Origin of the sequence: Pseudomonas sp. B329 (assembly GCF_023127835.1) — a bacterium.
Taxonomy (GTDB): Bacteria; Pseudomonadota; Gammaproteobacteria; order Pseudomonadales; family Pseudomonadaceae; genus Aquipseudomonas; species Aquipseudomonas synxantha_A.
Map to the genome: position 1 here is coordinate 35,036 of NZ_SPKP01000027.1, position 20,472 is coordinate 55,507.

Genomic DNA, 20,472 nt, shown 5'->3' on the forward strand with positions numbered 1-20,472 from the left:
ACTCACACCTCATGGCTTTTCTTGACACACTCGCGCTGCGCTTTGGGCGCCGTTTGCCGTTGGTATTGCAGACCGAGGCCACCGAATGCGGCCTGGCGTGTCTGTCTATGGTCGCGGGCTACTATGGTCATCACAGTGATCTAATCGATTTACGTCGCCGATTCAGTGTTTCTCTCAAGGGCATGTCCTTGCGCCAGTTGATTCAGGCCGCGCATCAAATGCAGCTGGGCACTCGCGCATTGAAGCTGGAGCTGGAAAGTCTGGGCGAGTTGAAACTGCCGTGCGTGCTGCATTGGAATTTCAGCCATTTTGTGGTTCTGCAGGCCGTTGATTCGCGCGGTGTCACCCTTCATGACCCGGCAATGGGCCTGCGCCGATTGAGCCTGGAGGAGGCCTCGAAGAGCTTTACTGGTGTGGCCCTGGAATTGTGGCCCGACCACGGCTTTGAGAGGCAGGAAAGCCCGCCGCGCATCCGCTTGTGGCGGATGATGGGCAAGGTGTCCGGGCTCTACCGTTCGCTGGGCCAGGTGCTGCTGCTAGCCGGGGCACTGGAGATATTTTCGCTGATCAGCCCGTTCTTTCTGCAGTGGACGCTGGATCACGTTATCGTCAGTGCGGATCGTGATTTGTTGAGTACCCTGGTCCTGGGCTTCGGTTTGTTGCTGTTGATGCAACAGGCCGTCAGCGGAGTTCGTACCTGGGTCATGATGCATATGAGTACATTGCTCAGTGTGCAATGGCAGGCGAACGTTTTTACCCACTTGCTACGCCTGCCAACCCAATACTTTGAGAAGCGTCATCTGGGTGATGTGGTCTCGCGTTTTGGCGCGGTGAGCAGTATCCAGCAAACGCTGACGACGGCTTTCCTCTCGGCGGTGCTGGACGGTCTGATGTCTATCGCCACCCTGGGGATGATGTTGCTCTATAGCCCGCGCCTGGCGGCGATTGCCGTAGCAGCCATGAGCTTGTACGCACTAGGTCGTTGGCTTTGGTACCGGCCACTGCGTAATGCTACTGAAGAAGAGATTGTCCACGCAGCCCGTCAACAGAGCCACTTTCTCGAAACGGTCCGCGGCATTCGCACGTTGAAACTGTTTCAGCGCCAGGACGAACGCCGCTCGGTGTGGCTGGGTTTGTTGGTGGCACAAATCAATGCCGGCCTGCGCACGCAAAAGCTGCAATTGTTTTACCAACAACTCAATGGCCTGCTGTTTGGGGTGGAAAACCTGCTAGTGATCTGGCTCGGCGCGATCATGGTTATGGACGGTGCGTTCACAGTGGGGGTGTTGATCGCGTTTACCGCTTACAAGTCGCAGTTCGATACACGCGTGGCCAACCTGATCGACAAGTTTTTCGAGTTGCGCATGCTGCAACTTCAGGGGGAACGCTTGGCGGATATCGTCTTGCAGCCGCCGGAAGACAATCGCAGCAATCTTGACCCGGACAGTCTTCGTGAGCGAGAGGCGAGTGTCGAGGTATTGGGGCTGAGTTATCGCTATTCGGAACAGGAGCCCTGGGTTATTGATGGCCTGGACCTGCGTATTGAGGCTGGGGAGTCGGTCGCCATTATCGGCCCTTCCGGTTGCGGCAAAAGTACACTGTTCAACGTGTTGTTGGGGGGCCTTCCTCCAGATAAGGGCAACATCCGTGTGGCGGGCTTGGACTTGTCGCAGCTGGGTCTGGAGGGATTGCGCGAACTGGTGGGCACAGTGCTGCAGGACGATGTGCTATTTGCCGGGTCACTGGCGGAAAACATCAGCTTCTTTGACCCGCAGGCGGATATGACTTGGGTGCAGGAGTGCGCGCAGATGGCGTCTATTCACGATGACATCTTGAACATGCCGATGGGTTACAACACCCTGGTCGGGGACATGGGTACAGTACTTTCCGGTGGGCAGAAACAGCGCGTGATGTTAGCGCGGGCTCTTTACAAGAAACCGAGTATTTTGCTTCTCGACGAAGCTACCAGCCATCTTGATGTGGCGTGCGAGCAACGCGTCAACGCTGCCATTCAGGCTTTGCGCATCACCCGCATCATGATTGCACACCGGCCGGAAACAATCGCTTCGGCGGACCGTGTAATTGTGTTGGGGCAGGGCAGAGTGGTGAGCGACGTCAGGCCAGAACATCCGCTTCCATCTTCGGGCGCGATTTCTCGGGAGCAGATTTGATGCGTGCATTATCTGCGGTGTTGTTCGGGTTAATCGGTGCGGGGTCCGGTGCCAATGCTTATGAGCCGGATGTGTTTGGGACGGCTGGCGGAGTTTCCGAGCAAGCCGCTTATGATGTTGATCGTGGCCGGCTCTCTTGTGGGTTCACTGCTCTGCCAGATGCGTTGACCCTGGATGAGGCTATCGAGCGAATCCTGTGTATCGATCCACAAACACGTCTTGCCTGGGCCAATGCAAAAGCGCAGGCGGCGCAGGTGGGTGTCAATCGTTCGGCTTATTTACCCAGTCTGAATGGGCGTGTTGAGCAAAACCGTGGTTACAGTGATCGAGATAATCTGGATGTTCCACAGCAATCGGTTAACGGCTCTCGCCGGGGGCAAAGTGCAGGCATTGAACTGAGCTGGGTGTTGTTCGATTTCGGTCGCCGTAGCGCCGCGTTGCGTAGCTCTCAACAACTCCTGTTGGCTGCGAACGCGAGCCAGGACGCAACCCTGCAAAACACGTTTACGCTGGCAGCTCAAGCCTACTACAACGCATTAGCCGCACAGCGCAGTCTGGTGGCGTCGCGCCAGGTCGCCGTGCTGGCTGCACAGAATCTGGAGGCTGCCGACGCTAAGTTTAAAGCCGGTGCTGCCGCGCTTTCGGATCGGTTACAAGCGCAGACTGCGTTTTCCCAGGCGAGTCTGAAGCAGGTTCAAGATGAGGGGCTGTTACGCAATGCTCTGGGTGCTATTGCCCTGCGTATGGGGTTGGCACCAGATACGCCATTGCGCTTGGCCAGTGAGCTTGATGTAACACCCGACACCGCCTTCGTGAAGGCTATTGATGAACTCCTCGCCCAGGCTCGGCGTGAGCATCCGGCAGTGTTGGCTGCCGAGGCTCGTGTACGGGCGGCCCAGGCGTCAGTTGATGAAAGTCGCGCTGCGGGACGGCCCAGCCTGGCACTAACCGCTAACCTGACGCGTGGCTACAACGATCAGGCCGAAGCTTTTGGTGGTGATACGCGTACATTCGACCGCAGCGTTGGGCTGCAGCTGCGTATCCCGCTCTTTGAAGGGTTCGGACGCAATTATCAAACCCGTGGCGCTATTGCACGCCAGCAAGCGAGCGAGGCGGAGCTGGCCAATATTGAGCAACGAGTCTCGCTGGACACTTGGGATAACTATCAGTCGCTGAGTCTCGAGACCCAGAGCCTGACGCGCACCACTGAGCTGGTTGAACAAGCACGCCAGAGCCTCGATGTGGTGCAGGGTCGCTATCGGTCCGGGATTGGTAGCATGATCGAGCTGCTTAATGCACTGACCGCCTATGCCAGCGCTGAAGAGCAACACACCCGAGCACTGGGCAACTGGCAGACTTCACGGCTGAAGCTCGCCGCCAGCCTTGGACGGCTAGGTTTCTGGACCTTGCAATGATCACCCTTGCTCCAGCTGCCGTACCAAAGGAATAACCTCCCGGCCAAACGCCAGCAGCTCGTCGTCATAATGTAAAAAACCGGTCAAGAGCATATCCACGCCAATCTCGGTCAGCGCCGCAATGCGTTCGGCAATCTGCTCAGGTGTGCCGATCAACCCCGTTTTAAAACCGTCGTTGAACTGGATCAAATCTTCGAACCGAGACTCGGCCCACATGCCTTGTTTCTCGGCGGTCGCCTGGCCGGCGTGCTGAACGTTCTTGCGAAAACGCTCGACGACCTCAATGTCGGCATTCTCGATGATGGCTTCCAATACCTCTCGCGCCTGTGCTTCGGTGGGCCGGGAGATGACGAAAGCATTGACGGCAAAACGGACCGTACGATTTTGCCTAGCCGCCAGGGCCTTCACATGCGCGATATGTTCGCGCAGCGAATCCAGCGGGGCGCCGTTCATAAAATAAAAGTCGCTTTGACGGGCGGCCATTTCTTGGGCCGCGACAGAGTTTCCACCTTGGAATACCGGGATGGCGCCGGGCCGGGGCTTGGGGCGGAAATCGGCGTTGCGCAGGCGGAAAAAGTCACCGGCGTATTCGGCCTGGCCATCGGCCCAGGTTGCACGCAGTACCTCAATGAATTCCTCGGTGCGCCGATAGCGCTCACCGTGTTCGAGCCAGGGTTCGCCCAGCGCAGTGTATTCATCCTTCAACCAGCCGCTGACTACGTTGACTGCCGCACGGCCTTGGCTGATTTCGTCCAGGGTGACCAGTTGCTTGGCAACGATCGCCGGATGTGCAAGGCCGGTGGCAACCGCGACAATCGGCACCAGTCGCGTGGTGACTGCGGCGATACCGGCGGCCATGACCATTGAGTCGTAGGTGCCTTCATTGCCCTCCAATGAGGACACGAAGCGTGTGGCGAGCAGGGTGTATTTGAAACCGTTATGCTCCGCGATCTGCGCGTACTCCCGATTGGCAGTAAAGGTGCCACGGGTGTGATTGGCGATACGTGTGGCCACCAGTGAGGTACCGAGGTTTGGAGCCCAGTAACCAAATTCGATAGGCATGTTCAAGCGTCCTTATCGGCGCGTTTTTCGATAATGAAAGCGATGATGATGCCCGCAGCGGCCGCGATGCCGGAAAAGGGCACCCAGTACCAGAATGCAGGGGCAACACTTAGGCTGAAGATCAGTGTGGTGGAGCCGACGATGCTGATCAGGACTTTGTAATCCAGACGGGTAAACGAGGCCCAGTCAGGGTTGTGATCCTGTTCGGTGTCGATCTCGCGGGCGGCGCGTTCCACGCCGTCGTAGACCATGTAGAGATAGGCAATTGACACCAGCACAGCAAGGGCCGTGGCGGTAAGGGCGTAGGTCATGGTGAAAATCCTTATGCGGGGTGGCTGACACGCGACTCCACGTCGTTGCTGGCTTGCAGTTGACGTGAATAGTCGTCGAAGTTAAAGGTCTTGCGGCTCATCAGGCCCAGGGTCAGCGGCACGATGGCGCTGATGCCGGTGATGGTCAAAATCCCCGCCAGCTCGCCGTAAAAGTGCCGTACGCTCATACCGATTACGACGGCGAGAATGATCCCCCAACTGAATCCGGCGGCTGTGGTGCGATGCCAGCTAATGGCCAGTAGCAGCGGGAACAAAATCGACGCATTGAGCGATTGCGCCAGCAGTACCAGGCTGACGAAGTCCCAGCCGGACATGACAATGGCACCGGCGATGACACCGAAAATCACCATGCTCAATTTGGTCAGCGTAAACAGTGCCTTGCCAGGCAGGCGCGGGAACAACGGCATCAGTACGTTGACCGAAACCAGAGAGGAGATGGCGGAGAATGCGCCGTCGATGGTGGAGTAGCTGCAGTTGAGCACCACAAACACATAAAGCGCGACCAGCGTGACCGGCAGGCCGATATTCGCGATCACGTAGGGCCCGATTGAGGCTGCGTCACCGCCTATCTGCGGCAGGGTTACGCCGTAACCCAGCCCCACCAACCCGAGGATGCCGGCGATGATCGGAATCGGGTAGAACAACGCGCCGCCCCAAATGAACGTCCGTGACAAATGGCGCGGTTTGACTGCCCAGGCTTTTTGCCAAAAGCTTTGGTCAGAAATGGACGCGCCCAGCAGGCCCAGCGAGAGGGTCAAGCCGAAGGCTGCGGCGGCCTCATAGCTGAAGATGCTTAAGTATTCGGCATTCTGCTGGGCCAGTGAGTTGAACACCCATTCGGCACCGCCGATCTTTTCCAATGCAAAAAGAACAATCACCGCGAGCGGCACCAGGATCAGTAATGTATTAAGTGTGCCGGTAATGGTCGAAGTCCATAACCCGCCCAAGTAGGAGTAGAGGGTCACGATCACCAGCACCACGGCAACAACCGCCAAGGGTTTTAAGCCGAAAACAGCGCTGGTTACCAGAACCGTGCCCTTTAAGTTGATCAGAATTGAGAATAATAACGCCAGGAGCATGATCAGCGTGGCCAGGGCGGCCGAAAAGTTTGAAGCGAGGCGCGTTCGGATATAGTCGGGGATGGTGTAGCCATTAGGCACCACCTTGCGTAAACGCAATGCCAATGGCGCCAGCAGGATTATGGCGATACCGTTAGGTATGGTAAACCATAACAAGCCCGACAAACCCCATGTATAGGCGGAAGCGGCGGACATGACGATGGCCATTGACCAGGTCCAGACGGCAATGACGGCGCCGATACTAAAACCCAGCCCCACTTTACGGTTGGCGATAATATAGTCCTTGGTGTTTCGCACTAACCGGGAGCGAACAATAAGCGCCACCGCAGTAAGAAAAATACCTAAGCCTATAATTAATGCCCACCCCAAAGCGGCAGGCAACGGTTGAGTGATTGAGAGCATCAAATGGATTTCCATTAACTTGGATAATGTTCAGAGGGCAGGCAGTATGCGCAGCACCTTAGTATTTCCGAAGTAACGAATAAGCATAACCATAGTGCCGGAACTATAGCGCTGGCGGTCTGAGCGGCTAACCAATTTATGTATAGCTTGGTCAGGAATATGCTAATCGCCCACTATGAGGGCTTGGTTAGGCGCATGGCCTGACCGACTTCCCCCTTCGCTTTAACGGCTTCTGATCGCGCTGCCCTGCAAGGCTCTTTGCGTATGAGTACGCTGGAACAGAGCCTCGCCCTGCGTGCACGTATCTCGCTTCTACTGGCGGATGGATTGATGACGCCCGAGATCAGCAGCGAGCAGTTGCAGGTCACGCCGCCGATAGTGGTCGCGTGGCGATACCGCCAGCTCCCGCTACTCCTTCCAAGTACCCCCCAGCGCAGTGTAAAGATTCACCTCAGCAATCAGTTGCGTAAGGCGATCATTGATAAGTGTTTGCTGCGAGTTGAACAATAACCGCTGTGCATCGAGAAAAATCAAATTGCTGTCGAGCCCGAGTCGGTGGCGGTGCTCGGCCAAGTCGTAGTAATGTTGGGTCGCTTCCACGAGGTTGTGCTGAGCGTTGAGCTGATCGCTATAGGTCTTGCGTGCAGTCAAACCGTTTGACACTTCCTGGAATGCTGTCTGGATCGATTTTTCATATTGCGCGACGAGTATGGCCTTTTGCAATTTCGCGTTGTTGAGATTGGCCCGTAGGCTGCCGGCATTGAAGATCGGCAGGTTGATTTGGGGCTGAAAAAACCATCCACCGGTGCCGCTCTTGAACAGCCCCGACAATTCGGTACTGGAACTCCCTGCGTTGGCTGTCAGGCTGATGCTGGGGAAGAAGGCTGCACGCGCGGCACCGATGTTGGCGTTGGCCGCTTTGAGCTGGTATTCGGCTTGAAGAATATCGGGGCGGCGTTGCAACAGGTTCGAAGGCAGGCCTGCCGGTATCTGGGCGACGAGGTTACTGGCCAGCGGGCGGCTTGGTAGCGAGTCGGGTACGGTAGCGCCCACCAGCAAGGTCAGGTTGTTCAAGTCCTGTGCGACCAAGCGTTGATAGCGTGCCAGGTTGGCGCGAGCGTTTTCTACACGGGTCTGGGCCTGGTAGACGTCCAGGGTGGATACCGTACTGATCTGGTTGCTGCGGGAGGTCAAATGCAGGCTGTGTGTATCTGCCGCCAGGGTTTTCTGGGTCAGCGCCAGTAACTCCTGATCGGCACGCCAGGTCAGATAAGCGTTCGCAACATTGGCAACCAGAGTGATCTGGATACTGCGCCGCGCCTCTTCGCTGGCGAGGTAGGTCTGCAGCGCCTGCTCACTCAGGCTGCGTATGCGGCCGAAAAGGTCCAGTTCGTAGGCGCTGATCCCCAACGTCGCCGAGTAAGACGACTGGATGGTAGACCCTGCGTCATCCGCCACCGCTTGCGACTGTCGTTGGCGAGTCCCAGTACTATTGGCGGAGACGGCAGGCAGCAGATCTGCACGCTGGATTCTATATTGCGCCTGGAATGCTTCTACGTTCAAAGCTGCGGCACGCAGGTCTCGGTTGTTGACCAGTGCATCTCGGATCAGTTGCTGCAAGCTTTCGTCCTGAAACACGGTATGCCAGTCTGATGTTGAGCCAGTTGCGTTTGCCTCTGCATAGGCGGCTGCCCTCGGGTAATGCCCGGGTATGGGCGCATCGGGTTGCTGGTAATCGGGAATCAGAGAGCAGGCGCTGAGTGTCAACGCGAGGGGTAGCAAAGTTATTGAGAGCTTATGCATCGACCCATCTCATTTTGAGGAGGCGCAAAATGTTCACCGGAGTGAGCCGCGCGGATGAAGTGAAGGTGAATCGGGGTGTAGAGCCCGACTCACCAGCAGAACCAGCACAAATTGACGGGCTGGTTGACTCATTTACTTGGAGGGCTCCAACACAGCCTGATGTTGTTTACGCTTCTGAGACAGCCGATCAAGAGCCAGAAAGACCACAGGAGTCGTCAACATCGTCAGCACTTGGCTGAGTAACAAGCCGCCAACAATAGCGACGCCCAGCGGCTCGCGCAGTTCAGCCCCAGTACCGAACGCCATCATCAACGGTACGGCACCAAGCAGGGCCGCCAGGGTCGTCATCAGAATTGGCCGAAACCGTACCAGGCATGCCTGATGGATGGCCTCCTGCGCCGACAGGTTTTGTTCGCGCTGGGCCTGGATGGCGAAGTCGATCAGTAGGATGCCGTTTTTCTTGACGATCCCGATCAGCATGATCAAACCAATCAACGCCATGATCGAAAAGTCCAACTGCCAGGCCCATAGCAGTAAAATCGCGCCGATACCGGCAGAGGGCAGGGTGGAGAGGATTGTCAACGGATGCACCAGGCTTTCATACAGCACACCCAGGATGATGTAGACGGCCAACAGCGCCGCGAGGATCAAGAAGGGCTGGTTAGCCAGTGACGATTGAAATGCCTGTGCCGAGCCCTGGAAGGTGCCGCTTACCGAGGCGGGCATATCGATGTCTGCCTCGATACTCTGCAGGGCTTTGACCGCCTCGCCCAAGGCGACACCGGAACGCAGGTTGAACGACAGGTTGGAAGCCGGCAGCATGCCATTGTGATTGATCACCAAAGGTCCGTTCCGGGGCGGTTCAATTCGGGCAAACGCCAGCAGCGGTACCATCTCGCCGGTCTGCGGAGCGCGCAGATGAAAATAACTCAAACTCTCGATATTTCCGCGCTGAGCACCATCGAGCTCAAGCACGACCTGGTATTGATTCACCTCCGTCTGATATTCAGAAATCTGTCGTTGGCCAAAGGCATCGTACAGCGCATTGTCAAGATCTTGAGCAGTAAAGCCGTAGCGGGCGGCCTCGTTACGATCCAAGGTGATGCGGGTAACGTTGGCGTCCAGTTGCAAGTCATGGGAAACGTCCAGGAACAACGGGTTGGCCCGCAGTCGGTCGGCCAGGGCGGTGGTCCAGGTCGCCAACTCATTGCTGCTTTGAGCCCGAAGCACGTATTGGTATTGCGCTCTGGGCTGACCAGCGCTGAGGTTGATGTCTTGGACGGCGCGCAAGAAAACCTGGATACCCGGTACTTGCGCCAATTGCGGACGGAGCCGATCGATGACCTCACTGACTGATGCATCGCGGCTCCCAGGGTCACTCAACACCAGCCAAATACGGCCGTTGCTGATCGAATCCGTCATGATGCCGCCAACCGCATGGTTATGGCTGATAACTGCCGGATCTTTGCTGAAAATCGCCTCCAGCTGTTTGTGTTTGGCCACCATCTCGTCATAAGAAATATCTGGAGAGGCTTGGGAAAAACCCATGATGAAGGCGGTGTCTTGCAGTGGAAAGAATCCTTTTGGGATCATCACAAAACTGGTCCCGCTCAGCAGCACGCTGCCCAGAAACACACCTAATACAAAACGCTGATGCCCTAATGCCCAAGTCAGCGCTCGGTCATAGACGCCAATCAGTCTGGCGAACGGGCCTGTTTTTGAAGTTTGATGCTGAGCTGGCGCCTTCATGAACAAAGATGCCAACGTAGGCGCAAGCGTCAGGCAGACGATGACCGAAATGCTGACCGCAGCAACGGCAGTCAGGGCAAACTCACGGAACAGCCTCCCGATCACTCCACCCATAAACAGTAGGGGCGTAAAGGCTGCGATCAATGACACGCTGATCGAGACCACTGTGAAGCCAATCTCCTGGATGCCTTTCAATGCGGCCGTTCTTTTGTCTTCGCCCAGCTCCAGGTGACGGTGGATGTTCTCAATGACCACGATGGCATCGTCGACAATGAAGCCAACCGAGATGACGATGGCGACCAGCGTCAGGTTATTCAACGTAAATCCCGCGAGGTACATCACCCCGAACGTCGATACCAACGATACGCCCAGCACCGTGGTGACGATCAGCGTGGCTGACCACTGGCGCAAGAACAGCGCCATCACCCCCAGCACCAGAATGATGGCAACTGCCAGGGTCAATTGCACTTCATGCAAGGAAGAGCGAATGGTACGGGTACGGTCATTCAATACTTCTACCGTCATGTCTGCGGGTAACGCAGCCTGGAGTTGGGGTAGGGCATTTTGGATGCGATCAACAGTGGCGACGATGTTGGCTTGCGGTTGACGTCGAATCACCAGTGCAACCCCCGGCTGGCCGTTTGGCCAAGCCGCGGTATAGTCCTCTTGTGATCCGAGGGTGACAGTTGCAAGGTCGCGCACATGAACAGCCGAGCCGTTGCGATAGGTGACGATAACGTCGCCATATTCTTCCGGTTCGAACAATTGGTCGTTAACTTCCAGTGTGGATATCCGGTTTGCACCGTACAGGACACCTTTGGGTAAGTTGACACTCGCTCGCTGCACGGCTTCGCGGATGTCAGCCAGCGTCACACCCGCTGCCGAAAGCACCTCCGGGCGTGCCTGGATACGAATCGCTGGGCGACGCTGGCCCACGATGCTGATCTGGCCCACACCCTCGATCTGGCTCAGTTGGCGCGACAGTACGGTTTCGGCAAGATCGCTGATTTCAGTCAGCGGCATATTGGTTGAGTAGGCGCTGAGAATCAGGACCGGGCCGTCTGCGGGGTTAACCTTGCGCCATACCGGCAAACTGGGCATGTCGCTGGGAAGACGTGCCGATGCATTATTGATTGCTGCTTGAACTTCCTGGGCTGCGGTGTCGATATTTTTTGCAAGGTTGAATTGCAACGTCAACGTCACCATACCCAGGGAACTGGATGAGGTCATTTCGCTGATGCCGGGGACTGAGCTCAGCTCTACTTCCAGAGGGGTGGCTACAGAAGTTGCCATGGTTTGAGTGCTGGAACCTGGCATGTTGGCGGTAATTTGAATGGTCGGAAAGTCGGCTTCAGGCAGCGGCGCGATGGATAGGCGCGGATAGGCGATCGCACCCAGCATTGCCACGGCCAGGGTCAGCAGTATGGTGCCTATGGGGTGATTGAGGCACCAGGAATAAACACTGGGCTTCGTCATAATCAAACGCCTCCTTTCGGAGAAGGAGGCACGCTGCTGTCGTTCGTCTCGACAATACGAACACTGATTTGTGGACGTAAGCGTGAGTAACCATCAGAAACGACTGTATCGCCGGTCTGAATGCCTTCGACGACGGCGACCTCCGCATCGGAGTAAGTCACTTGCACCGGATAAGGAAGCGCCTTGTCCTCTTTGATCAGCCAGACAAAACTGCCTTTTGCACCCTGGCGTAATGCACGTTGCGGTATCACCAACGCATTGGGCAAGGTGTCGGCCTGCACTTTGACAACGACCGACTGGTCCGGCCATAAAAGTCCTTGGGAATTGGCAAAGTTGCCTTTGATTCTCAAGGTTCCGGTTGTATCGGTAATTCGATTGTCAATTAGGGCTACATAGCCTTCGCCCAAAAGTGCACCTCCATGGCTTGAGTACGCCAGCATGGGGGCAGGGGATTGTTCCAGGCGGGCTGACAGCGCCTGTAACTGTGCTAGCCGGGCTTGAGGTAGGGCCGCCTCAACGCTGATTGGGTCCAGCTGAATTACCGAAAATAAGGCTTGGACATCATTCGCCTGTACATAGCTGCCTTGATGAACATTACGGATACCCACACGCCCCGTGACGGGAGAGTGGATCCGGGTGTGGGAAAGTTGTACTTGATTGGCAACTACGCTGGCTTGCTGGCTTTGAACAGTTGCGCGTAACTGGGCAACCAGAGCGATCTGTTGATCAAGGGTCTGGCCTGAAATTGCTTTTAGCTCCCCCAGCGCACGGTAGCGTTGCAGGTCAACATTGGCAGCGGCCAGTTGGGCCTGCGCAACGGCTTGTTGTGCTTTCGCTTGCTCAAGTGCCGCAACGATTGCGCGATCGTCGATGCGCGCCAGCAGGTCACCTGCCTTTACCAATTGCCCTTCGTTGATGGGGAGTTCGAGTAGTAATCCATCTACCTGAGTACGAACCTCGACGCTGTGCAGAGAGCGGACGCTCCCAAGCACCGGGATCATGACCGGCATATCGCGTTGTTGTACTTGGGTCACGTGAACGGGTACAGGCGGCGGCGAAAGCGCGTCGACCGGCGGTTTTTCCAGCGACCAGTAGTAGGCTGCGGTGCCGGTGGCAATCAGCCCTGCGAAAATCAGGGAAAGTCGGGATGGACGTGAGGGCAGTTTGAGTCGCGGCATGATGGGCATATCTCCGACAGATGGAGTAGTTACATACCGTAACTACTAGCCGAGCCGTTGATGGCGACGGCAATAAAAAACGCTGCGCCCGGACTGTTGAGGCTATAGCGCAATAATTGCTCCGGGTTCACAGCCGTAGTAAGAAAGGGCGGTATCACTGCGGCCCATGTTTCGGCTTCAAGGCTGCGCGCGTATGATGTGTTGCTCCTGGGCTATCAGTTATTACTACAGACGTCGGCGTGTTTTCTGTAAGTAAGGGTTTTAAGTTGGCCCAAGCTGTTCAAATAGGTCATCTTCGCTTCGACGACTTTGCAGGTGCGGCTATCAGGCTCTTCCAGGGACACTATGCGTGCGATATCCAGCGGCATGCCGTAGGCATAATTTGGGGGGGGCACCGGGTTTGACACGTCTGCGAACGAAACAGGGGGTATCAGAAGAAATACAATGGCTACTGCCGCTGAATGGTTGTTCATTTTTGAGTGGCTCAGTACCCAGATTTCCGAAAATTTTACCCCTTGTTTGTGTGGTGGATTTGTCAGGAGTGATCGTATTTGTCGCAAAGTGTCAGTGATTAATCGGCAGCGTTAGTACCGCGCGCATACCACTTTGCAAATTGTTGAGGCTAATATCGCCGCCATGGTGACGTGCAATGGCTCGTGCGATGGATAACCCCAGGCCCACACCTCCTGTTGCAAGACTGCGCGAACTTTCAAGTCTGAAAAAAGGGGAAAACACTTGTTCATGTGCGATTTCAGGAATGCCCGGGCCATCATCCTCGACTATGATATCGAGGCTGCTTGTTGCGTAGCTGATGCTTACTCGCGCTCGTTCACCATAGCGAACGGCATTTTCAATCAGGTTGCGTAGGGCTCTTCGTAGTGCATCTGGACGGCAGCGATAGATTGTTTTCGGACCGCCGCTATAACTAACCACCAGGCCCAACTCAGCCAAGTCATCGCATAAACTTTCGACGAGCGCGCAGACATCTACTGCACGCGTCGGCTCAACGGGGGCTTCTTCACGGGCGTACGTGATGGCGGTTTCCGTCAGGCTTCTGATTTCTTCGATGGTGACCAGTAATTTTTCCTGGATATCAGGATCGGTGACAAATTCTGCACGTAAACGTAGCGAGGTAATCGGTGTGCGTAGGTCATGACCTATGGCCGCTAGTATTCGGATCCGGTCTTCGATAAAGCGTTGAATGCGCGCCTGCATACGATTGAACGCCTCGGCCGTCTGGCGTATATCGTCGGGGCCTGACTCGGCCAGCGGTGGAACTGTTTCGCCGCGCCCCAATAGCTCGGCTGCGGCGGCGAGGTGACGCATTGGCCGAGTTATGCCACGAGCCACCACGATGGCGATCAACGACAGAGCAAACGCCGTAATGGTAAGCGTCAGCAGCGACTGTGATGTTAAGGAAAAATGATGAGTGGATTTTGAATAAACCGCATTGAGCCATGAGCCGTCGGCCAGCGGGACGGCCAACCCCCATCCATTGAGCGGCTCCAAAGCCAGATACCTGGCCGGAGTGGGAATGGGCCAGGTTTGCGCAGATAGACTGCTCCAGAGTCGCGGCCCATCCAGGGTTTCTGCGGGGGGAGATTTCACATCGATAATACATTCGCGTTGATCGGATAAGGCGTCTTCATAGGGCAGTGGTTCGATCAGATGCGCGCGGGCTTCGCTCCACCAGGTCGAGGCGTCGTTGGAGGCATCAGGTGAAATCCAGAATCGGCTGAAGTTGGTTCCACTGGCGAGGAGGATATCCTGTCCAAGTGCGGTAGGGGTGCTGTCCAGTAGAAGTGCCAATGATGCTGTTCTGCTGAAAAATTCGGCTTTGGATGATGCCCGTTGCCCTTGGTCGCGTTCATCCCAAGAAATCAAGAACCCCACACCCTGAGAAACGACGAGTGCCAGCAGCAGCAGGAGAATGAAGCGCGCCGCCAAGCTACGTTGCCATATACGCTTCATGCCCGTTCAACTTGAACCGTGAAACTGTAGCCTCCCCCCCAGTGGGTCTTGATCAAAACCGGTGCACGCGGGTCGCTTTCGATTTTCTTGCGCAGTCGGCTGACCTGATTGTCAATACTGCGATCGAAGTAATCCGAGGTTCGACCTACTGTCAAATCAAGCAGCTGATCACGGTTAAGGACAATACCCGCGTAATCCAGAAACACGTTCAACAGCCGAAATTCCGCAGTGCTCAGGGGAATGGCAATGCCGTCATCGCCGAGCAATTCTCGACGTCCCACATGCAGGATCCACTGATCGAAGCGAAGTGTGTTCGATTTTGAAATGCCACGTTGTGGTGGAAGACTATTGACCCGTCGTAGCACCGCTTTGATACGCGCAAGTAGCTCCCGTGGGTTAAAGGGTTTGGAAAGATAGTCGTCGGCGCCGAGTTCGAGGCCGATTATTCGATCAAGCTCTTCGGTCATCGCTGTCAGGAAGATGATTGGAATCTGGCTGGTGGCGCTTAACTGACGGCATATGCTCAGACCATCCTCACCGGGCATCATGACGTCAAGGATAATCAGGTCCGGCGCGTGACGTTCCATCAAGTGACGTAACGCCACGGCGCCTTCGGCCATGCTGATTCGGTACCCATGTTGGGCGAGATACTTACCTACGAGATCACGAATGTCACGATGATCGTCAACAATGATGATGTGTGGGGACGACTCCATGAACACTCCAATCGAGATTTTCGATGCGCTGACGAGGTGTATAAAAAACGTATGCCATGGCATCGATTCTTGGGCATTTAATTTGTAAGAGCAAAGCCCCAGATCAGTCATTTCTTATCAAGGTGTATCCCAGGTCGGATTTGGCACAGTTTTAAACATTTCTGTGGTGGGTAGAACAATAAGTATGCTCAGCACCCTTGTATTTCCGAAGTAACGAATAAGCATAACCATAGCGCCGGAATTATGGTGCTAGTGGTTTTTCAACGTTTGTCTGCGTTCTGAACGGAGCGGTTTCGGTTGAGCTAAATTAGCGGTGCCGACTCTTTTTCAGGAAGAGAGCGTTTTGGTGAAATTTCCCCTATGAATCAGATTTCATACATCGACAGAATGAAAGAGCATTTGGGTATGAGATGCGAAGAACAGTTGGCTTTTTCAATCCGCCCGTTGGTAAGGCTATGGATAGGTCGCTTAGTCGTTTTGGTTATATAATTAAAATAAAATAATATTTTATGGAATATGAGGGCGGCATATATTCAGCCTGAATATGGCACTGCCCAACCTTTGCAGAGCCCGACCAGACGACTAGAGGACGAACCATGCCAGGCACCAAAACCATTGACGCCGTGACTATCAATACTCAGCGTCCCCAGGATTTGACTTCGGTTTTTACAACCAGTGCGGATGTGCTGTTTGCCCGGGCCCGGGCCCGGGCTGCTGAAACCGGTGCTGCCCACGCCGGTAGCCTTTACCCGCCCGAGGCTTGGGCTTTGGTTCAATCTGGAGTGGCAAAGTTGATCGACGTGCGTACTGTCGAAGAGCTCAAGTTTGTCGGCCACGTCCCTGACAGTCTGCACATTGCCTGGCAAATTGGCCCAGCGATGATCAAGAATCCGCGTTTTTTACGCGAGCTTGAAAGCAAGACCGGGCGGCAGGCCGTTTTGATTTTATTGTGTCGCAGCGGTAAGCGTTCCGCTGCAGCAGCCAGTGCTGCCAGCGCTGCAGGTTTTACTCAGGTCTTCAATGTCCTCGAAGGCTTTGAGGGAGACCGTGATGTTCAGCAGCAACGTGGTGAAAGTGGTGGCTGGCGTCACTGGAACTTGCCTTGGATTCAGGACTGAAAACCTCTGAAACGCATTCTTCCAACTGTTCTCCTCTTACCTTGATGACACCTCCCAGCGGGCGGCTCTATGGAATTTTTATGCTTGATGAGTTGACGGAAAATGTTGGCCGAGTGGCATTACCCGTTGCAGAGCTACCTGTTGAACGGGCAGGCTGGCAACTGAACCAGATCGTCAACGAGTTGAGCGAAGTCCGTGCTCAATGGCGCAGAACCACTGGGCGCGCGAGCGAGCTTGCGGGGCGTGAACTCCCATCACGCCAGTCCATTGGACAGATACTCGACCTGCTGCACGGTGCGTTGTTTCCGATGCGCCTTGGGCCAATGGACTTGCGTGAGGAGAGCGAAGATTTTTATGTAGGCGATTCGCTTGATCGTGCGCTGAATGCATTGCTGGGGCAGGCTCGACTGGAGTTGCGCTACGCCGCTCGGCAGCGTGGCGAACTCTTAACGGATGTGGAGCAACCGGCGGTAGGGATTATTCGTGATTTCGCAGCGGCCCTGCCTGGCCTGCGGCGCCTGCTGGATCTGGATGTTATCGCCTCCTTTCGCGGCGACCCCGCCGCGCGCAGTCTGGATGAAGTGTTGCTGTGCTACCCAGGCATCCTCGCTGTAATACACCACCGCCTGGCACATCATCTGTATCAGGCCGGGCTGCCATTGCTCGCGCGCATCAGCGCCGAAATTGCCCACAGTGCTACCGGCATTGATATCCATCCTGGCGCGACAATAGGCCACAGCTTTTTCATTGATCACGGCACCGGCGTTGTGATCGGCGAGACCGCGATCATCGGTAATCATGTGCGCATTTATCAGGCGGTGACGCTCGGTGCCCGTCGATTCACGACGGATGAGTCCGGGCAATTGCTCAAGGGGCAGCCACGTCACCCGATCATAGAAGACCACGTAGTGATCTACGCCGGGGCAACCATCCTCGGACGCATCACCATCGGTAACGGCTCCACCATTGGTGGGAACGTCTGGGTGACCCGTAGCGTGCCGTCAGGCAGCAACGTCACCCAGGCGACCGTGCAGTACCAGCCAGACAGCGGAGGTAGTCATAGGGACGAACTGTCCGGTTCTGTGCGTCTATAACAATCTATGGAGTGATTCATGTCTGAAAATCAGGATGTACGTCAAGCGCTAGGCGACAATGCTGCTCGCCAGTTGGCGAACGCGACAAAGACCGTCCCACAGCTTTCAACGATCAGCCCGCGCTGGCTGGTGCACTTGTTGCAGTGGACGCCTGTCGAGGCGGGGATCTTCCGGTTGAACCGAGTGAAAAACCCGCTGAACGTTCAGGTTGCGTGTTCGCAGCGTGATGAATCGGTGTTGCCACAGACGTTTGTCGATTATGAGGAGGCGCCACGGGAGTATTTCCTCAACGCAGTCAGCACAATTCTTGATGTCCACACACGTGTATCCGACCTCTATAGCAGCCCGCACGACCAGATTCGCGAACAACTGCGCCTGACCATCGAGACGATCAAGGAACGTCAGGAAAACGAGCTGATCAACAACCCGGAGTATGGCCTGCTTGCCAGTGTCGATCCGGTCCAGCGCATTTCCACACTGACCGGCGCGCCGACGCCGGATGACCTTGACGAGCTGATCACCCGCGTCTGGAAAGAACCTGGTTTTTTTCTTGCGCACCCGTTGGCCATCGCGGCTTTCGGCCGCGAGTGCACCCGTCGCGGTGTGCCGCCACCGACCGTCAGCCTGTTCGGCTCGCAGTTCTTGACCTGGCGCGGACTGCCGCTCATCCCCTCGGACAAGGTGCCCATCGACGACGAAGGCAAAACCAAGATCCTGCTGCTGCGTGTCGGTGATAAGCGCCAGGGCGTGGTTGGCTTGTACCAGCCAGGAGTGGCCGGCGAGCAGAGCCCAGGTTTGTCTGTGCGTTTCATGGGCATCAACCGCAATGCAATCGCTTCGTACCTGATCTCGTTGTACTGCTCGCTGGCGGTGCTGACCGAGGATGCCCTAGCGGTGCTCGATGATGTGGAGGTCGGCAAATATCATGACTATCCAGACACTTACAAGTAATTCACCTGACGCCTCGGCGACGCAAACACCCGATGGTTTACTGGATATTGGCGTGTTGGGGCAGTTGGCCAACGAACTCTTTGCCAGTTTGCCGGGTGGCGGCGCTCGTTCGCCGCGACCGGGTAATGCGCCGAGTCTGGAGGCGTTGCCGCACGCTGCTCCCTTAGCGCCTCCGGCGGGCACAGCAGATGGTCTTAATCTTGGCTCACCTGAAGCGTATACCGCAGCTATCCCTCAGGTTTATCCGGGGAGCAGTATTGCGGGTACTCCAACCACCGGTGTGCCAGGTGCCTCTTACTATTTTGGCGGCGAGTCGACCTCGGTTGATCAGCCTGTACTACTGCTGGAGCAACCCTATGGGGGGCTGGACGGCGATGCGCTGAGGAGTTTGCTCACGCACTCGCAGCCTGCACCTTCACCCACGCGGTCGTCATCCGCAGCGCAGTTCTACTTTCTCGAGCAGGCGCAGGCGCCAGGACTGGAAAAGGCGCCACAGGCGGGCGGGCAACCTCAAGCCCGGGCGAGTTTTGACGTACAGGCCATCCGCCGGGATTTTCCGATCCTGGCCGAGCGGGTCAATGGCAAACCCTTGGTATGGTTTGACAACGCCGCCACCACCCAGAAGCCTCAGGCGGTGATCGATCGCCTCGGCTACTTTTACGCACACGAAAACTCCAATATCCACCGCGCCGCGCATGAATTGGCCGCGCGGGCGACCGATGCCTACGAGGGCGCGCGTAATACCGTGGCGCGTTTTCTTGGGGCGCGTTCATCGGATGAAATCGTGTTCGTACGAGGTGCAACGGAAGGCATCAACCTGGTCGCCAATACGTTCGGGCGCAAGTACATCGGGGCGGGTGATGAGATTATCGTCTCCCAACTCGAGCACCACGCCAACATCGTACCTTGGCAGCAGTTGGCGGCCGAGGTCGGGGCAAAAATCCGCGTGATTCCGGTGGACGACACCGGGCAGATCATTCTGGAGGAGTACGTAAAACTTCTCTGCCCGCGAACCAAGTTGGTGGCTATCACGCAGGTTTCCAATGCCCTTGGAACCGTCACGCCAGTGGCTGAAGTGATTGCGCTGGCGCATGGCGTCGGCGCAAGAGTATTGGTGGATGGTGCGCAATCGGTATCGCACCTGCGGGTGAATGTACAGGCTCTGGATGCCGATTTTTTTGTGTTCTCCGGGCACAAAATCTTTGGGCCAACCGGCATCGGCGTGGTGTATGGCAAGAAGGATCTCCTCGAGACCCTGCCGCCCTGGCAAGGCGGTGGCAACATGATTGCGGACGTGACGTTCGACAAGACGGTTTACCAGCCCGCCCCTGCGCGATTCGAGGCGGGCACCGGCAACATCGCTGATGCTGTGGGATTGGGCGCGGCGCTGGACTACGTCGAGCGTGTCGGTCTGGAAAACATTGCGCGTTATGAGCATGATCTGCTGGTGTATGCCACGCATGGGTTATCGGCGATTCCAGGTTTGCGGTTGATTGGCACGGCGGCTCACAAGGCCAGCGTGTTGTCCTTCGTATTGCCGGGTTACCGTACCGAAGAAGTCGGCACTGCCCTCAACCAGGAGGGCATTGCCGTGCGTTCCGGGCATCATTGCGCGCAGCCGATTCTGCGGCGTTTTGGTGTCGAAGCGACCGTGCGGCCCTCGTTGGCGTTTTACAACACTGTCGATGAAGTCGATCTACTGGTTGCCACTGTGCAACGCCTGGCACACCGCCGGGGCAGGTAGATTCCAGTCTTGCCGGGGCGCAATCTTGCGCCCCGGTGGGGCAGGTAACGGTTATTGTGCTTCGAGTATTTCCTGGTACTGCTTGCGTTGTTTTACCCGTTCTGGAGCGACATCAAGCCACGCCTGCTTCCTGACCATAGAAACAACTCGCCAATGAGTTCACGCTGTGCCGTGATTTTTTGGGTAGCGGGGGGGGGGGGGGCAGGGGGTT

At 56.3% G+C, this 20,472-nt stretch carries 14 protein-coding genes and 1 pseudogene; 7 read left to right on the forward strand and 8 right to left on the reverse strand.

The genetic code is table 11. From position 1 onward, the window contains the following. The first annotated feature begins 11 nt into the window (after window positions 1-11). Both E4P00_RS15795 and E4P00_RS15800 read left to right on the forward strand, forming a co-directional pair. Window positions 12-2,171 (forward strand): peptidase domain-containing ABC transporter, encoded by a 2,160-nt coding sequence (locus tag E4P00_RS15795; RefSeq protein WP_248132013.1) that lies wholly within the window; start codon window positions 12-14, stop codon window positions 2,169-2,171. Beyond that, the gene (locus E4P00_RS15800) at window positions 2,171-3,586 is read left to right on the forward strand and encodes a TolC family protein (RefSeq protein WP_248132015.1); all 1,416 of its coding nucleotides are present in this window, start codon (window positions 2,171-2,173) and stop codon (window positions 3,584-3,586) included. Before E4P00_RS15795 ends, E4P00_RS15800 begins: the two co-directional genes overlap by 1 nt. Here the strand turns inward: E4P00_RS15800 and sfnG are convergent, their stop codons facing one another. From sfnG to E4P00_RS15815, 3 genes are read right to left on the reverse strand one after another with little or no spacing between them, the layout of a single operon-like run. After that, window positions 3,587-4,648 carry a dimethylsulfone monooxygenase SfnG gene (sfnG, locus tag E4P00_RS15805; protein ID WP_248132018.1) on the reverse strand — a complete coding sequence of 354 codons (1,062 nt, stop codon included), beginning with the start codon at window positions 4,646-4,648 and terminating at the stop codon, window positions 3,587-3,589. It abuts the gene before it with no gap. Between the two features lie 2 nt (window positions 4,649-4,650). Continuing rightward, window positions 4,651-4,959, reverse strand: coding sequence for a hypothetical protein (locus E4P00_RS15810; RefSeq protein ID WP_248132020.1), 309 nt, complete (start codon window positions 4,957-4,959; stop codon window positions 4,651-4,653). A gap of 11 nt (window positions 4,960-4,970) precedes the next feature. Further along, the gene (locus tag E4P00_RS15815) at window positions 4,971-6,461 is read right to left on the reverse strand and encodes a sodium:solute symporter (protein WP_248132022.1); all 1,491 of its coding nucleotides are present in this window, start codon (window positions 6,459-6,461) and stop codon (window positions 4,971-4,973) included. A gap of 246 nt (window positions 6,462-6,707) precedes the next feature. Here E4P00_RS15815 and E4P00_RS15820 point away from each other — a divergent pair. Further along, window positions 6,708-6,866, forward strand: a pseudogene (locus E4P00_RS15820) (IS630 family transposase); the annotation flags it as partial. A 3-nt stretch (window positions 6,867-6,869) separates the two neighbouring features. Here the strand turns inward: E4P00_RS15820 and E4P00_RS15825 are convergent. The 5 genes from E4P00_RS15825 to E4P00_RS15845 form a co-directional block, all read right to left on the reverse strand. Continuing rightward, window positions 6,870-8,264 carry an efflux transporter outer membrane subunit gene (locus tag E4P00_RS15825; protein WP_248132025.1) on the reverse strand — a complete coding sequence of 465 codons (1,395 nt, stop codon included), beginning with the start codon at window positions 8,262-8,264 and terminating at the stop codon, window positions 6,870-6,872. Window positions 8,265-8,396: 132 nt separating this feature from the next. After that, window positions 8,397-11,492 carry an efflux RND transporter permease subunit gene (locus E4P00_RS15830; protein ID WP_248132136.1) on the reverse strand — a complete coding sequence of 1,032 codons (3,096 nt, stop codon included), beginning with the start codon at window positions 11,490-11,492 and terminating at the stop codon, window positions 8,397-8,399. Next, entirely contained in the window at window positions 11,492-12,667 is a 1,176-nt protein-coding gene (locus E4P00_RS15835) for an efflux RND transporter periplasmic adaptor subunit (RefSeq protein ID WP_248132027.1), read from the reverse strand. The genes E4P00_RS15830 and E4P00_RS15835 overlap by 1 nt, the downstream gene beginning before the upstream one ends. A 564-nt stretch (window positions 12,668-13,231) precedes the next feature. Continuing rightward, window positions 13,232-14,638: an ATP-binding protein gene (locus E4P00_RS15840; protein ID WP_248132029.1), complete on the reverse strand. Its 1,407-nt coding sequence runs from the start codon at window positions 14,636-14,638 to the stop codon at window positions 13,232-13,234. Continuing rightward, window positions 14,635-15,354 carry a response regulator gene (locus E4P00_RS15845; protein ID WP_248132138.1) on the reverse strand — a complete coding sequence of 240 codons (720 nt, stop codon included), beginning with the start codon at window positions 15,352-15,354 and terminating at the stop codon, window positions 14,635-14,637. The genes E4P00_RS15840 and E4P00_RS15845 overlap by 4 nt, the downstream gene beginning before the upstream one ends. Window positions 15,355-15,950: 596 nt before the next feature. Between E4P00_RS15845 and E4P00_RS15850 the strand changes: the two genes are divergently transcribed. From E4P00_RS15850 to E4P00_RS15865, 4 genes are all read left to right on the forward strand, one after another. Beyond that, complete coding sequence (locus E4P00_RS15850; protein ID WP_248132031.1) at window positions 15,951-16,472, forward strand: rhodanese-like domain-containing protein; 522 nt, start codon at window positions 15,951-15,953, stop codon at window positions 16,470-16,472. Between the two features lie 80 nt (window positions 16,473-16,552). Next, complete coding sequence (gene epsC, locus E4P00_RS15855; RefSeq protein ID WP_248132033.1) at window positions 16,553-17,566, forward strand: serine O-acetyltransferase EpsC; 1,014 nt, start codon at window positions 16,553-16,555, stop codon at window positions 17,564-17,566. An 18-nt stretch (window positions 17,567-17,584) separates the two neighbouring features. Next, window positions 17,585-18,517 carry a family 2A encapsulin nanocompartment shell protein gene (locus E4P00_RS15860; RefSeq protein WP_248132035.1) on the forward strand — a complete coding sequence of 311 codons (933 nt, stop codon included), beginning with the start codon at window positions 17,585-17,587 and terminating at the stop codon, window positions 18,515-18,517. Continuing rightward, on the forward strand, window positions 18,492-20,261 hold the full coding sequence (locus tag E4P00_RS15865) for a family 2A encapsulin nanocompartment cargo protein cysteine desulfurase (protein WP_248132037.1): 1,770 nt from the start codon (window positions 18,492-18,494) through the stop codon (window positions 20,259-20,261). Before E4P00_RS15860 ends, E4P00_RS15865 begins: the two co-directional genes overlap by 26 nt. The last annotated feature ends 211 nt before the right edge of the window (window positions 20,262-20,472 follow it).